The following is a 16,286-nucleotide window of genomic DNA, read 5'->3' on the forward strand; positions in this document are numbered from 1 at the left end:
TGGCGATACTTAAACACTTTGTGACTGCCCACTCTTGAGGCAGTACTCATGTGCTGTGCCTGGCTACATGGCACTGACCATTCAAGTAGTTATCAGCTGGAGCGCTGTATGGGGATGTTTAAACGCAGTAATACATCTGCGAAGGGATTCGATTGGGCAGGCCTTGGCTGGCTGTTCCTGTTCTTTTGGTATTTTTCCGGCATTACCCAACTGCTTATCCAGCTGACTGGCACTTCCGGGTTCTCAGGCTTTCGCCAAGCCTTTGTGATGAGTGCCATCTGGCTGGCCCCGATGCTGATGTTTCCCAGGCACACCCGGGCAATGGCGGCGGTCATTGGTGTCGTGCTGTGGGCCTGTTCGATGGCCAGCCTGGGCTACTTCTTTATCTATCAACAGGAATTCTCGCAAAGCGTCATCTTCATCATGTTCGAGTCGAACATCTCTGAAGCTGGCGAATACATGACCCAGTACTTTGCCTGGTGGATGGTGCTGGCATTCCTGGCACATACCGCCTTTGCGGTGTTTCTGTGGACCCGCCTGCGCCCGGTGTATTTGCCGCGCATGCAGGCCTGGGCTGCAGCGGTGGCCATATTGGTGGCGGTTATCGGCTACCCGCTGGTCAAACAGACGATCAAGCACGACAACCTGGCCACGGCCATGGAAAGCTTCGAAAGCCGTGTTGAACCTGCAGTACCGTGGCAGATGTTAGTAGCTTATCGCCGCTACCTGGAGCAACTGGACAACATGCAGGGCATGCTCGCCAGCGTCAGCAAGATCCCGCCGCTGACCAACCTCAAGGACAACGAGGCCGGCAAGCCGACTACCCTGGTACTGGTCATTGGCGAGTCCACCAACCGCCAGCGCATGAGCCTGTATGGTTATCAGCGCGAAACCACGCCAAACCTCGACAAGTTGCGCGATCAACTGGCCATTTTCGACAACGTGGTGACACCGCGGCCCTACACCATTGAAGCGCTGCAACAAGTGCTGACCTTTGCCGACGAAGAAAACCCCGACCTGTACCTGAGCACCCCGTCACTGGTCAGCGTGATGAAGCAAGCCGGTTACAAAACCTTCTGGGTCACCAACCAGCAAACCATGACCAAGCGCAACACCATGCTCACGACCTTCTCCGAGCAGGCTGACCAGCAGGTTTACCTCAACAACAACCGCAACCAGAACGCCCGCCAGTATGATGGCGACGTGATTGAGCCCTTCAACAAGATCCTGGCCGACAGCGCCCCGCGCAAGCTGATCGTGATTCACCTGCTCGGTACGCATATGAGCTACCAGTACCGTTATCCACCGACCTTTGACAAATTTGTCGACCGTAGTGGCGTACCCGCCGGTTTGAGCGATGCACAAGTACCCACCTACAACAGCTACGACAATGCCGTTCTGTACAACGATTTTGTTGTATCGAGCCTGATCAAGGACTTTGCCAAGACCGACCCCAATGGTTTCCTGCTGTACCTGTCGGACCACGGTGAAGACGTGTTCGACTCGGTCGGCCACGCGACGCTGGGCCGCAACGAGGCCAAGCCGACAGCCCCGATGTACACCATTCCGTTTATGGCCTGGGCCTCGCCCAAGTGGCGTGAAAACCATGCCTGGAATTTCGCTGCCGACCTCGGGCGACCTTACAGCAGCTCGCAGTTTATCCACACCTGGGCAGACCTGGCGGGCCTCAGTGCCGACGAACTGGACGACAAGAAAAGCCTGGTCAGCGACACGTTTGTCGCCCGCCCGCAGCTGATTGGCGACCCCTACTCGCGCCCACAAAAGGCCTTGATCGACTTCAGCCTGATCAAGCCAAAACAGCCCGCCCCTGCCAACGTGGTCCAGCAATAATCAACGTGCGGGGCGCACGGCGCGCCCCGCAGGTTTCCGACACTTCTTTACAAATAATTCTCTTTTCGTCTAACTCCGCGCCTTGTCATTCGTTTGAAGCACTGAACAACTTCATAACAACGACAAGGAGTCGGCAGCGATGTTCGCGCCAATCACCCGTTCCATGACCCTCACCCTCGGCCTCATCAGCAGCGCCGCATGCCCGCAATTACTGGCGGATACCGAGCAGGAAGAGGTCAAGAAAACGACCCGCTCACTGGAGCTGGGCACCACCAGCGTCACAGCCCAGGGCCTGGGTGCCACCACAGAAAATACCGGTTCCTACACCACGGGCTCGACCAGTACCGCGACCAAACTCAACTTGAGCATTCGCGAAACTCCGCAGTCGATCTCGGTCGTCACCCGTCAGGAAATGGACGACTTCGACCTCAACACCCTGACCGAAGCCATGCGCCATACCACAGGCATTGTGGTACAGCACAACGACTCGGACCGGGTCAGCTACTCGTCCCGCGGCTACACCATCAATAACTTCCAGATTGACGGCATGCTCAACACCTTCAGTTTTATGAAGACCGATGCCGACACCATTATCTACGACCGTATTGAAGTAGTGCGCGGCGCCACCGGCCTGACCACCGGCGCGGGCGACCCGTCGGGCACCATCAACATGATCCGCAAACGCCCTACCCACCAGTTGCAGGCCAAGGCCGGTGCTTCAGGCGGCAGCTACGACAACTATTACAGCTATGTCGATGTGGGCGGCCCGCTGGCCTTCGACGGCCGCCTGCGCGGGCGCACGGTGCTGGCCTATCGCGACAGCAAATCGTTTCGCGATATCTACGCCCTCAAGCGCGAAGTGGCTTACGGCATTCTGGAAGCCGACCTGAGCGACAGCACTGTTCTGGCCGTGGGTTACGACTACCAGGACAAGCAGGTAAAGGGTTCTTCCTGGGGCACCACACCTTACTGGACCGGCTCGGGCGACAAAGCCAATTTCGGGCGCTCGACCAACCTGGCGACTTCCTGGAGTTCATGGCCGATGAAGGACAAAACCGCCTTCGCCACCCTCGACCAGCAACTGGTCAATGACTGGCGCCTCAAAGCAGCCTACACCCATCGCACCAGCGACGCTGAAGGTAAGGTTTATTACGCCGGCGGCGGCTTCCCCAACCCCGATGGTACGGGCATGTCGGCCTATGCCAGCCACTTTATCGGCGAAGAGAAGATGAGCGCCGTTGACGTCAATATCTCGGGCACCTACCCCTTGTTCGGGCGTGATCACGAGTTGATGGTGGGTTATGGCCAGGCCAAGAACGACAACACCTCGCCCCTGATGGTTGACCTCAACCCGGACGACTACTACAACATCCCCAATTGGCAAGACATGAGCGCGATTCCCAAATATCAGGATTTCAATACCGGTATTGAAGGGACTCACGACGTCATCAAGCAGAAATCCGGCTACCTGGCCACGCGTTTTAACCTGACCGATCAATGGCATGCCGTACTGGGCACCCGGTATGGCAGCTGGCAAAGCTCCAGCACCAACTTCCCTGCCCCGAAAGTCAGCCAGACCCAAAACGATGTGATTACGCCTTACGCCGGCGTGCTGTACGACTTCACCGACGAGTTGACGGCCTACGCGAGTTATACCGACATTTTCAAGCCAACCACCAGCAAGGACGCCAGCAACTCCTACCTTGAGCCGGTGGTGGGCAGCAACTATGAGCTGGGGCTGAAGGGTAGCTTCTTGCAGGAGCGCCTCAACCTGTCGACGGCGGTGTTCTGGAGCAAGCAGGACAATGTGCCGGAAATCGATGACTCAGTACCACGCGGCCCCAAGGGCGAGGAATATTACAAATCCGGCGGCAAGGGCAACAAGATCAACGGTTTCGAAGTCGAGCTGGCCGGTGAAGTGATGCGCGACTGGAATATGCTTGCAGGCTACACCTACACCCATTCGCGCAACGCCGCAGGCCAGCGCATGAATACTGCAGCGCCTTTGAACATGCTCAAGATTTCGAGCACCTACCGCCTGCCTGGGGACTGGAATGCAATGACCGTGGGGGCGGCCGTCAACTGGCAAAGCGATATCTATCGTGCCGCCAATCGCCCGACCGGCGAGAAAAATGACAAAGGCAACCCGATTACCTTCAAGGAAGACATCACTCAGAAGTCCTACACCCTGGTCGACCTGATGGCCCGCTACAAGTTTGACGAACACGTCTCGGCATCCCTGAACGTCAAAAACCTGTTCGATGAAAAGTACTACGAAAACGTAGGTTTCTATAACGGCGTGTTCTGGGGTGATCCGCGGACGGTGAGCGTTGGCCTGGAGTGGACACTGTAGGCAGAGGAGGCAAACCTTGTAGCTCGTCAACTGCTACAAGGTTTTTCTACAGTTACAAATATTTGTTCCAGAACAGCATGCGCCCGTGCGCCGGGTCGAGCTGGCCATCGCTGAAGCCGAATTTGCGATAGGAACCTTGCGCCACAGGGTTGCCCTCGAGTACTTCGAGGGTGATCTTGCAGCAGCCGCGTTCGCGGGCGATGTCTTCCACCTTGAGCAACATCTTCTGGCTCAGGCCCAGACCGCGAAACGTATCGACCACCGACACATCATGCACATTGACCAGGGGTTTGCCGGCAAAGGTGGAAAAGCCTTCAAAGCAGTTAACCAGACCCGCCGCCTCACCATTGACGAACGCCAGTACGCTGAAGGCATGAGGGCGCCTGGCAAGCTCTGCCGGCAAGTGCGCCAATACCGTTTGCGACAACGCTTCACCTCCGCCCATCGGGTCCCGGGCGTAGTGATTCAACACGTCCCTTAACGCCTGGGCATGAACCGGGTTGGTATAGTCTGCTTGCACTACGACGACATCCGACATTACGGGTTTTCCTTGACGAGTCCGGGCATTGGTTTGTTGGAACAACGCCAGACCTTATCGCGGCCCCGGCAATGCAGACAAGTGCCTGTTTCAGGGGTTGGCAGAAACATCCAGCATCGGCATCACACTGGCAAGCTGATTCACAAAACTGTCGGCATCCGTGTAAATCAGTACATGCCGAAACTGCGAGTTGTCCTTGCGATATTCGACCTCATCCGCAATAACCTCACCTGCCATTTTCTGACTGATCAACAACACATCATATTCATTGGTGGGTGCTGCCTTCAGGCTTACCAGCGCCTCGCCATGGTACAAAGGCGCGATCCGGTAATAGCCCAGAATATTAAGAGCCCTTTCTATTTTCAGAGCCTCGTTCGGGTCTGCATCGGCAATCAGTATTCGTAAAGATTTTGTTGGCATTGCAGCCTCGTCATCCATGTGATTGATTAGCTTGAGCATAATGTTCAAGTTCGTCAGCCAACTGCTCCATACTGCTGTGAAGTGCATCGACCGCGACGGTGAGTTCTTCTGATTTTCCGGACTGGCAAACCGCTTCCAGTTGTTCGCAACACTCAATCAGCTTCCTGGCCTGAATAAGTCTGCCCCCTCCTTTGATGCCATGGGCCAGGGCAGCCAGGCCTGCGTAATCATCTTTCAAAAAGAGTTCGATCAGGGCAGTGAGATCGAGACGATTTCTTGTAGAAAGCTCTGCAAGAAGTGTATGAATCATCTGCTCATCACCCTGACTCAACTGTTTAAGATACGTCAGATCAATCTTATCGCCTTGATCAGATTCATCGGCATCGGTATATATCAGGTTCTGCGCCTGACCAGTTGCCAGGCAGGCGCTCAAGTCTTTCAGGCTGATGGGCTTGAACAGGCATTGATCCATTCCCGCATCGAGACAACGCTCAACTTCGCCGGGCTGTGCGTTCGCAGTAAAACCAAAAATCTGGCAAGGGGCCTTTCCCAGCTGCGCCTCTTCGGCTCGTATTGCCTGGGCCAACTGATAGCCATTGATGACCGGCATCGAGCAATCAGTAATTACTAGGTCGAAAGCCCCCTGCCGCCACGCCTTGAGGCCCAGCTCGCCATTCTCGGCGTCTGACACACGGTGCCCCAGATAGCTGAGTTGCTGGGCCAGCAGCATCCGGTTAGCCGGATAATCATCCACGACCAGAATGTTCAGCGACCGGGTAATGGCCGGGGCTTGCTCGAGGGCGTCTGCAGCTTGCTCTTCATGTTCAAGCAGAAGCACTACCATCATGATCTCAACTTGGGTGCCCAGCCCCTCAACACTGCTGAGGTGCAACTGACCTCCCATCATTTCGCAGAGCTCACGGCAAATCACCAGGCCCAGGCCTGAGCCCTGACGCGCAGATTGCGTGTTGTTACTGGACTGAACAAAAGGGTTGAACAGCAGGCTCTGGTCTTCCTCAGAAATACCCACACCGGTGTCCTTCACGCGCAAACAGATCGCTGTATGCTGCGCATCTGCAGCCAGCCCCAATGTCAATATCAGCCGGACCTCCCCCGTGTCCGTGAACTTGATGGCATTACTCAGCAAATTGGAAACGATTTGCTTGAAGCGTATCGGATCAATCAGCACATCCACATCCGCTGCCGGGCTCGATTCACAGACCAGGCTCAATTGCTTCTGCCGCGCCAGCCCATCAAACATTCGTGCCACGGCTTCTACCAGCGACTTGATATTTGAGCGTTTGGGGTGCAATGAAAGATGACCGGACTCAATGCGCGCGATATCCAGAATATCGCCAATCAAATCGAGCAACTCGTGGGCCGAGACTGAGGCCACTTCGATTGCGAAACGATCAATAACGCCTTGGTCGGCCTTTTTCATGGCCAATTCGAGCATGCCAATGACCGCATTCATGGGGGTGCGGATCTCATGACTCATGGTTGCGAGAAAGGTGGTCTTTGCGCGGTTTGCCGCATCGGCACTTTGCTTGGCAGCATTCAACTCATTCACCAGCTGCTGGCGCCTGCCTATGACTCTCTGCAAATAGGTAATCCATACAATGGCAACCAATAGCAACGCCGCGGCAATGGCAAACCCTCTTACAATCGCAGGACGGTTGCGCAGCCAGTAGCTCTCAACCTCTGGTGTGTCAGTGAACCAACGACCGGTCAGCTCACTCAAGTCTCCTGGAGTGATATTGAGCAAGGCCTTGTCCAGAATGGCGCTTAACTGCTGATCATTGCCGGCAGTGGCAAAACCGATCTGCTCGGGTTGAGTACCTACGGTGCTGGTGATTTTCAGCTGATTGTCAAAGCGTCGCGAAACCAGATAACGCGCATTGACCAACACGCTGATCGCGGCATCAGCGCTTCCCTCTGCCACCATGGCCAGGGCCGCAGGCGGGTTGTCTGCTTCCTGAATCTGAACCTGCGGATAGTTCTGCGCAATAAAGTCGCGCAGTACATTGCCGCGAACCATCACGACACGCCCGCCAGCCATTTCATCCAGGGTTTGAGGTCCCTCTGAGCCGATACGGGAAATAAGCACAAAAGGGGTTGTGAGGTAGGGCCGGGTAAAGCTCAGTTGATTTTCTCGGGCGGTACTGCTCGTGATAGCCCCCAACACATCTGCCTTGCCCGACTTGACCAGTTCAATCCCCTGCGCCAGCGTATACACACGCACTGCCTCGAAATCAAGCCCTGTGCGTGTACTGATGCTGGATAAAAGATCGGCAATCAAGCCTTTGAACCTGCCTTGCTCATCAAAAAAGGACAGTGGCTGGAACGCATCATAAATTGCCACTTTTAACCGCGGATGCTCAGCTATCCAGCGCTGCTCGCTGGCTGCAGGGGTAAACTGCCATGGGGCATACGTTTTTGGCCCGTCGAAGCTCCAGCGGCGCAGAATTGTCATGCGGTCACTGGCAGGGATCGCCGCCAGCGCTGTATTGACGATACGCAGTAACCCCGGATTTTTACGATTCACCGCAAAGGCGAAGGGGTTGTCTTCCAGTCGCGAGAAATCGGCCAATTGCACATTGTTCAGGTAGTTCTTGTGAATCAGGTAACTGGCACTAATAAAATCCCCAAGATATACATCCGCTTGGCCAAACGCCACGGCGCCAATGGCCGTCAGGGTTGACGGATACAACTGCAAGGTAGCTTTGGGGTAGAAGTCCTGGACCTTCTGCGGCGGCAGGTAGTGATCCAGCATGGCCACACGCAGCCCCGCCAGATCAACTGGCGGACGCTCCTGGTTACTGCTGCGGGTCACCAGAGAAGGTGAATCGTCTGCGTACGCACGGCTTAACACCAGCTCAGGATATTGCGCTTCGAAACCATTGGAACTGCTCAACAAATCCAGCTCACCACCCTTGAGCGCTTCTATCGCCTGCGGCCTTGAAGGGTAACGCTTGACCACAATGTCAGTGCGTAGCAACTGCGACAGCAGTTGCGCGTAGTCGGCCGTCAACCCTTCAAAGTCCTGACCGTTTACCGTCATTTCAAAAGGACCGTAGTCAGGTGCGGAGATACCCAGACGCAAAGGTCCGTGTTGCTTGAGCCACTGCCTGTCTGATGGTTCAAGTGCCACGCTGTACGCCTCGACATTGGAGCGCCCCATCAATTGCAAGGTCTGTACTTTTGGGTCAGCGGCTGCAACGGGCTGTCCAAGAACCAGGAGCAGCCCTGCAAGCCCCAGACATTGAAGGATGTTCAATTAAATCAAATCATTGCGCTTGGCAAATTCAGCCAAGTAGACGACCGATTTTATATTCAACTTTTCGATCAGGCGCGCCTTGTAAGTACTGATGGTTTTGCTGCTAAGAATCATATCTTCAGCAATCTTCTTATTACTCAGGCCCCGGGCAAGCTGTTGCAGTATGTACAATTCTCGCGCCGACAAATTCTGTATCAATTCTATGTCGCTCATACTTGTATCACTGTTTCGCACTGAGCTGGCCGCCAAAAATGGAAAAAAGGTATAGCCGTCCATGATTACTTTTACCGCTCTCATCAACTCAGTGAGATCCTGGCCTTTGGTAATAAAACCTGCCGCCCCTGCTTTCATGCTCCGCTGCGAATAAAACAGGGGGGATTGGGACGTGACCACCAAAATGCGACTTTTAACCTCCGAAGCCCTGATTCTGTTGATCACCTCCAGACCATCCAGGCCTGGCATGGTGATATCAAGGATGATCAAGTCAACATTATGCTTGCGAGCCAATTGAACAGCATCGGCGCCATTGTCTGCTTCAGCCACGACTTCATGACCATCACTCTCCAGCAACAACTTCATCGCCGATCGAATAAGTGGATGATCATCAGCAATCAACACTCTCATACATTTAACCCTCTAGTAGTAAGCCGGGCATCAGCGTATGTCAGGCGTGAATGTATCGTTTTGAATAGGTTCAATTGGTTATTCTCAAAAAAACAACCGAATGAGTGATACTGAAATTATAGGATAAATCCTGCAATCAGCGTCCACCATTGCGACAATATTCGCGCATAACACACATAGCCCGTTCGCAATCGCGCCGCGCATAATCACTAATCGAATACGATTTACGAGAAGGGAAATAGCTACACGTCATGTGCGAATTTTCTTAATCTTCCAAATGGTTGTGGGTAAATCACTGCAGTCTGTTGATCCATCACACCGGCCCTTTAAGACCAGGGCCCACGCAAAGACAAAAGACTGCAGTTTTTCGGCCAACTGCCCCGGCCAGGCCTTATTGCCAGCCAAACCTGCGAATATAAAAGCTTTTCACGGCCTGGGTCAGCGCCATGTAAGCCAGTAAAATCACGGGCAAGAACACAAAGTACAGCGGCGGCAGCGCCTGCAATTTGAAGTAGCCCGCCAGTGGCCCCATCGGCAGGAAGATGCCCACTGCCATGATCACCCCTGTCATCACCATCAGCGGCATCGCTGCGCGGCTCTGCAGAAACGGGATTTTAGGCGTGCGAATCATGTGCACGATCAGGGTTTGAGTCAGCAACCCGACCACGAACCAGCCCGACTGGAAAAGGGTCTGGTGTTCAGGTGTGTTGGCCTTGAACACGTACCACATCAAGCCAAACGTCAGGATGTCGAAAATCGAACTGATCGGCCCAAAAAACAGCATGAAACGGCCTACATCCGCAGGCTGCCAGCGCTGTGGCTTTTTCAGCATTTCCTCATCGACGTTATCGAACGGGATGGCAATTTGTGACACGTCATACAGCAAGTTCTGAACCAGCAAATGCATTGGCAACATCGGCAAAAAAGGAATGAATGCACTGGCCACCAGCACCGAGAACACATTGCCGAAGTTCGAACTGGCTGTCATTTTGATGTACTTGAGCATATTGGCGAAGGTTCTACGCCCTTCCAGCACGCCCTCCTCCAGCACCATCAGGCTTTTCTCCAGCAGGATGATGTCAGCTGCTTCCTTGGCAATATCCACGGCACTGTCCACCGATATGCCGATATCCGCCGTGCGCAGTGCCGGAGCGTCGTTGATGCCATCACCCATAAAACCCACAACATGGCCATTAGCCTTGAGTAAACGCACGATGCGTTCCTTGTGCGTGGGTGTCAGTTTGGCAAATACGTTGGTGGTCTCCACAGCCACGGCCAGTTGGGCATCCGTCATCCGTTCAATATCATTGCCCATCAGCAAGCCTTGCTGCTCCAGGCCCACCTCACGACAGATCTTGGCCGTAACCAGCTCGTTGTCACCTGTCAGAACCTTTACCGCTACCCCGTGCTCGGCCAGGGCTTTAAGCGCCGGTGCGGTGCTCTCCTTGGGCGGGTCGAGGAACGCCACATAGCCAATCAACGTCAACTCCTGCTCATCACTCAGGCTGTAAGCGTCACGCCCATCAGCCATGGACCGCGCAGCCACGGCCACAACGCGCAAGCCCTCTTCGTTGAATGCCGCAGTCACTTGGCGAATGCGCACCAAGAGTTCATCGCCAAGAGTTTCTTCCTTCTCCCCATGACGAACTGTCTTACATACGGAGAGTACTTCCTCGACAGCTCCCTTACAGATCAGCAAGTGCGGCCGGTCCTGCTCGACCACTACCACCGACATGCGCCGACGGGTAAAGTCGAACGGAATTTCATCGACCTTGCTGAAGGCCGTCCCCACGTTCAATTCGCGGTGGACCTCGACGTGCTCCAGTACTGCCACGTCCAGCAGATTTTTCAACCCGGTCTGGTAATAGCTGTTGAGGTAGGCCATTTCCAGTACGTCGTCAGACTCCTGCCCCCAGACATCCACATGCCGGGCCAGAAAAATCTTGTCCTGTGTCAGGGTCCCCGTTTTATCGGTGCACAGTACATCCATCGCACCAAAGTTCTGGATGGCATCCAGGCGTTTGACGATGACTTTTTTACGCGACAGGAAGACGGCTCCCTTGGCCAACGTCGAGGTCACAATCATTGGCAGCATTTCCGGAGTCAGCCCCACCGCAACGGAAAGTGCGAACAGCAAGGCTTCAGTCCAGTCGCCCTTGGTGAAGCCGTTGATAAACAGCACCAGCGGCGCCATCACAAACATGAACCGGATCAGCAACCAGCTGACTTTGTTGACCCCGGCCTGGAATGAGGTCGCACCGCGCTCAGTGGTCCCGACGCGCTGCGCCAGAGCACCGAAATAGGTGTTATTACCGGTCGTCAGCACGACCGCAGTGGCGGCCCCGGACACCACGTTGGTGCCCATGAACAAAATAGTGTCCAGTTCCAGCGGGTTGCTGGTCTGGCTGTCGAGCTGACGCGCAAACTTTTCCACGGGCATGGATTCGCCCGTCATCGCGGCCTGGCTGACGAACAAATCCTTGGCGCTGAGCACCCGGCAATCTGCCGGGATCATGTCGCCAGCAGACAATACGATCAGATCGCCCGGCACCAACTGCTTGATCGGCAGCTCGATACGCTGCGCCCCCCTGATCTGGCGTGAGGCGCCGGAAAACTTGCCGAACACGGGCGAAGCGTCTGCACTGAAGTCGCGACGCATCACCGTCGCGGTGTTGCTCACCATGTCTTTGAGCGCATCGGCGGCTTTGTTGGACTTGGCCTCTTGCCAAAAACGCAGCACGGTCGACAGCACCACCATGGTGCCGATCACCACCGCCGCCTGAATGTCATCAGTGGCCAGGGAAACTGCGGCGAGCAAGGTCAGCAGCAAGTTGAACGGGTTTTTGTAGCAATGCCACGCGTGTATCCAGGGGCTTAGCGGCTGCTCGTGTTCGATCTCATTGAGGCCGTGGCGATCGCGCAGCACATCGACCTCGGCGTCGCTCAAACCGTCGGTGTGGGTGCCCAGGTTGTCGATCAGTACCGCGCTGTCACTGTTGGCCGCGACCACCAGCATCTGTGCCAGCGTGGGTGGTACTTCGCGGTTGACCGTGGTGTTGGTCAGGCTGTCGAGCAGGACCAGACGCCGGAAATGCCGGCCAATATGGCGAGTCCGCAAAAAGCCGGCGAAAAATTCTTTCAGGGAGAGTTTCATGGTGCTGCTCCTGCGCCGCCTGCGCTCACGCCATGCAGAGTACCTGCGCAGCCGGCATTGATCTGAGGCCTTCGTTCATGGGGTCAAACTCGTGAGCGAGCCAAAAGGCACGCGCATGCAACGTGCTGCGACCTGCCACTGGAGGGGCGTAATCACATACGTTTCTGTGTCGATAAGTGGACTTGGGCAATCAGGCCAGAACAGCCCAACCAAGACGCCAACTGCTTATGCGCGACGTTTTCGAGATTAAACCTTGGTGGGGTTTGTGGTGTGCATATAAGAAAGTTCTTCAGGCGCAGTTCAGTTTCATCTCTGAAATGTCATGCAATCTGATTTTTTAGCGCCACTCAGGCGTTGTCCCACTGCCTGATACGGATTCGGCAATGCTTCATGGCGTTAACGATATGCTTCTCGACCACACTGCGCGATACCCCGAGGCGTTCGGCGATTTCAGGGTGCGACAGGCCTTCGATCTTGCGCAGCAGAAAACACTCGCGACACGCCGCAGGCAGCTCAGCCAGGGCTTTCTGGATCATGGCCAGGCGCTGGTCGTGGTCCATTAATAGTTGAGGCGAGGGGCTGTAAAAACGCTCTTCGCTATCCAGCACTTCCAGCGGTTCGGCCTGGCGCAGGCTGCTGCGGCGATGGCCGTCGATCACCAGATTAAGTGCAGTGCGATACAAAAAAGCACGTGGCTGCGCGATCGGCTCGTCGCCTGAACGCTCCAGCACTCGCACATAAGCGTCATGCACCACGTCTTCGGCCGCCTGGGCATTACCCAGCCTGGCACTCAAAAAGCCCACCAGTTCGCGATAGTAGTTTTCCAACAGGACTCCTGGCCGCAACAGCAGCGGCAACACTCCATGAGCGCAGAAACAGATCTAATGGGATAACGGCGTGATGATGGCACTTTTGTAGATGTAATTTATAGTAATTCTCATATAGATTTAAACCCCAACCCCTCAAACAACTGCGAAACATTCAGCAGCATCCCAATCGGCAAACCGCTAATGGGGTGGCAGTCGGGGGGGGGGGGGTCAGCTGAAGATTCATGATCTGTGGTCAAGAGTGCTTTGCTTGGCCAGCGGTTTTTCCGCCGGTGAAGGGCGAGGATACTCAACCTCATTCTTACGTCCACCAAGGAGATATCCATGACAGTTCCAGCATTTGGCCTCGGTACATTTCGCCTTAAAGGCCAGGTAGTCATAGACTCGGTCAGCAATGCCCTGGACCTGGGCTACCGCGCCATCGACACCGCACAGATTTACGAAAATGAAGCTGAAGTCGGCCAGGCCATTGCCGAAAGCGGCGTGGCGCGTGACGAACTGTTTATCACCAGCAAAATTTGGGTCAGTAATTTCGCCAGGGAGCAACTGATCCCCAGCCTTGAAGAGAGCCTGAAAAAACTGCGCACCGACCATCTGGACCTGACCCTGATTCACTGGCCGAGCCCTGACAATGCAGTGCCGGTAGCCGAGTTTATGGGCGCATTGCTTGAAGCCAAAGAAAAGGGCCTGACCCGGCAGATTGGCGTCTCGAACTTCACCATCGCCCTGATGAAAGAAGCCATTGCCGCGGTGGGCGCGGAAAATATCGCGACCAACCAGATCGAATTGCACCCCTACCTGCAAAACCGCAAAGTGGTGGAATTCGCACAAAGCCAGGGCATCCATATAACCTCGTACATGACCCTGGCTTACGGCGAAGTGCTTAAAGATCCAGTGATCATGGCCATTGCCGACCGCAATAACGCCACTGCGGCACAAGTGACCCTGGCCTGGGCCATGCAATTGGGCTATTCGGTGATTCCGTCTTCGACCAGGCGCAGCAACCTTGAGAGCAACCTCAAGGCCTGCTCACTGAAACTGAGCGATGACGACATGGCCCGGATTGCAGCCCTGGACCGCGGCCATCGCCTGACCAACCCGCAGAGCGTTGCGCCAGCGTGGGATTGACCTTGAATCCTTCAAGCCCCTTGTAGTCGCTGACGAGGAACGAAGGCTGCGAGCGGCTGGACACGTTCAGAAGGGGCACCCTCCCATTGCTTTCAAGCCCCCCTCGCAGCCTCGCTCCGCGAGTCAGCGACTACACGGCCCACGCAATCACGGGTTATTGGAGGCCAAATCGCTGCAACTGCATTTCCTGCAGCCGGCTCAAGGTGCGGCGAAAGGCAAACTCCAGGTACCCCTGGGTATACAAATGATCCATCGGCACCTGCGCTTCAATACACACCGGTACCTTGCGGTCATAGCACTCGTCGATCAGGGCAATAAAACGCCGCACACTGTCATCGTATTTTGACAGTTGCGGCAGCTCACGATCCCCCGCCTCGACCTTCACCGCCCCGTCTTCCGTACCACGGGCTATTTTGCCTTCGCGCTGCTCGGCACTCAGGCAGGGCACTTCGCTGAGCAACATGACCTTGTAACGATCACAAATCTGCATGAACTCAGTGGCCGCCAGCGGCTGCTCGCACAGCTCATGAAAATTGCACCACAGCACCCCATCACTGGCCTGCACCACGTTCAGCGAGCGATGGCCCACATCAATGGGTTGGTCAGACACCGCCTGGCCCTCGGTCAAGGATCTGAACACCGGCTCTATGGCACTCGGCCGGCCCGGCCCGGTCACCCAGTAACGCTGATGTGCAATGCCGGGATGCAGGCGGTGGTCTTCAATACCGTTTACCGCCACCACCTCCATATGCTTGAGAATCGCCGTAATACCGGGAGCAAAACGATCACGGTTAAAACCGTGACCATAAAGGTCGTTCGGTGGCTGGTTTGAGGTACAAACCAGCACCACGCCTTCATCGAACATCACCTGAAACAGACGCCCAAGAATAATCGCATCGGCAATGTCATTGACGAACAGTTCGTCAAAGCACAGCACCTTCACTTCCGCGCCCAGGCCTTTAGCCAGTGTCTTGAGCGGGTCCGCCGTACCGGTCAGCTGAAACAGGCGCTGATGTACCCATTGCATAAAGTGATGAAAATGCTGACGCCGTGCGGGCACCCGCAGGCTTTGATAGAACTGATCCATCAACCAGGTTTTGCCCCGCCCCACCGGCCCCCACAAATACACGCCATTGACCGGCTGCGCACCCGAGTGCAGGGCCTCATGGCAGCGCTGCAAGGCCTGGACTGCAACCCATTGGGCGGGGTCGTGGACAAAGCCCTGGTGTTCGACAGCTTGTTGATAGGCATTAAGGGGGGACACGACATTCATATCGATAAATGGCTCCTGAACCAGAGAGGCCAGTATGCCAGCCAGGAGACGACCCAGGCACTTGAAAAATAACGCAGGGCCCTCACATTGTTACCCATGTGGTAACAGAGCATTTTGCCATCAGCTATTTTTACTTTTGCAAATCAGCGTAACCTCACTCACATGACTCAACTATCAGTTGCACTTGAAACTCCGGTACTTCGTACGCACCCGGCGACCTTGCCGGGTGTCGTAACTTCTTCCCGCCTTATCGGCAAATGAAGTCAGTCAGCTTTAAATCTTGATTACTTTAGAGGCCAATCACATGAAAAATCTTATTGCACTGTTTCTCGCCGGTTTTGCCACATTGGCTGTTGCAGGTGAAACTTCCACTGTTCAGCCTGCGACTGTAGAACACTACCACTACGGTACCCAACTGGATATTGCGCGGGTGGTCAGCCTGTCCAACATACCCAAGGTGTGTGAAGTGGTACCGGCCACCATGGTCTATGAAGACTCCCAGGGCCAGCGCCACACCCTTGAATACCAGGTGATGGGCGACGGCTGCAGCACCCACTAAAGTTCAATGGTTGCACGCACGGATGCGACCCCAGCCCCCTCTTTGAGGGGGCTTTTTCGTGGTGCTGCGGAAAAAGCGTCGATTGTTACTGATCCGGAAAGACTCCATGACGATCTTTTGACTTTAATCAATACGCAGCGCGCGTATTCTATGTACATCCCTCAACGCAACACTGAAACAGGGCACGGTACTTCGTGTTACGCCACTTACTCCACGGCGTAACAACTTCGACCGCCACCATGGCAACTGAAGTCAGTGATTCGTGATTGTTTTAAGGTCTTA

The 16,286-nt window shown here is 55.2% G+C and carries 11 protein-coding genes; 4 read left to right on the top strand and 7 right to left on the bottom strand.

Annotated features, from left to right (window positions below; genetic code table 11):
* The first annotated feature begins 108 nt into the window (after positions 1–108).
* Positions 109–1,851 carry a phosphoethanolamine transferase CptA gene (locus tag FHL07_RS10425; RefSeq protein ID WP_095001648.1) on the top strand — a complete coding sequence of 581 codons (1,743 nt, stop codon included), beginning with the start codon at positions 109–111 and terminating at the stop codon, positions 1,849–1,851.
* Between the two features lie 139 nt (positions 1,852–1,990).
* Positions 1,991–4,204, top strand: a complete 2,214-nt coding sequence (locus FHL07_RS10430) for a TonB-dependent siderophore receptor (protein ID WP_095019293.1) — start codon at positions 1,991–1,993, stop codon at positions 4,202–4,204.
* 52 nt (positions 4,205–4,256) lie between these two features.
* On the opposite strand, the gene FHL07_RS10435 is transcribed toward FHL07_RS10430, so the two are convergent.
* The 6 genes from FHL07_RS10435 to FHL07_RS10460 form a co-directional block, all read right to left on the bottom strand.
* Entirely contained in the window at positions 4,257–4,742 is a 486-nt protein-coding gene (locus tag FHL07_RS10435) for a GNAT family N-acetyltransferase (RefSeq protein WP_095019294.1), read from the bottom strand.
* A 90-nt stretch (positions 4,743–4,832) separates the two neighbouring features.
* A complete protein-coding gene (locus FHL07_RS10440; protein WP_232527641.1) occupies positions 4,833–5,201 on the bottom strand; it encodes a hypothetical protein in 369 nt (122 codons plus the stop codon).
* The gene (locus FHL07_RS10445) at positions 5,173–8,439 is read right to left on the bottom strand and encodes a transporter substrate-binding domain-containing protein (protein WP_138738439.1); all 3,267 of its coding nucleotides are present in this window, start codon (positions 8,437–8,439) and stop codon (positions 5,173–5,175) included. Before FHL07_RS10445 ends, FHL07_RS10440 begins: the two co-directional genes overlap by 29 nt.
* Positions 8,440–9,063 carry a response regulator transcription factor gene (locus FHL07_RS10450; protein WP_095001652.1) on the bottom strand — a complete coding sequence of 208 codons (624 nt, stop codon included), beginning with the start codon at positions 9,061–9,063 and terminating at the stop codon, positions 8,440–8,442.
* 391 nt (positions 9,064–9,454) lie between these two features.
* Entirely contained in the window at positions 9,455–12,217 is a 2,763-nt protein-coding gene (gene mgtA / locus FHL07_RS10455) for a magnesium-translocating P-type ATPase (RefSeq protein ID WP_095001653.1), read from the bottom strand.
* 347 nt (positions 12,218–12,564) lie between these two features.
* Positions 12,565–13,044, bottom strand: a complete 480-nt coding sequence (locus tag FHL07_RS10460) for a sigma-70 family RNA polymerase sigma factor (RefSeq protein WP_095019296.1) — start codon at positions 13,042–13,044, stop codon at positions 12,565–12,567.
* 324 nt (positions 13,045–13,368) lie between these two features.
* On the opposite strand from FHL07_RS10460, the gene dkgB reads away from it, so the two are divergent.
* Positions 13,369–14,172, top strand: coding sequence for a 2,5-didehydrogluconate reductase DkgB (dkgB, locus tag FHL07_RS10465; protein ID WP_095020885.1), 804 nt, complete (start codon positions 13,369–13,371; stop codon positions 14,170–14,172).
* Positions 14,173–14,326: 154 nt separating this feature from the next.
* Here dkgB and zapE read toward each other — a convergent pair whose 3' ends face one another.
* Positions 14,327–15,445, bottom strand: a complete 1,119-nt coding sequence (zapE, locus tag FHL07_RS10470) for a cell division protein ZapE (RefSeq protein ID WP_095020886.1) — start codon at positions 15,443–15,445, stop codon at positions 14,327–14,329.
* Positions 15,446–15,749: 304 nt separating this feature from the next.
* On the opposite strand from zapE, the gene FHL07_RS10475 reads away from it, so the two are divergent.
* The gene (locus FHL07_RS10475; RefSeq protein ID WP_095001658.1) at positions 15,750–16,004 is read left to right on the top strand and encodes a DUF2790 domain-containing protein; all 255 of its coding nucleotides are present in this window, start codon (positions 15,750–15,752) and stop codon (positions 16,002–16,004) included.
* Positions 16,005–16,286 lie beyond the last annotated feature (282 nt).

Source organism: Pseudomonas sp. FSL W7-0098 (assembly GCF_005930585.1).
Taxonomy (GTDB): Bacteria; Pseudomonadota; Gammaproteobacteria; order Pseudomonadales; family Pseudomonadaceae; genus Aquipseudomonas; species Aquipseudomonas bubulae.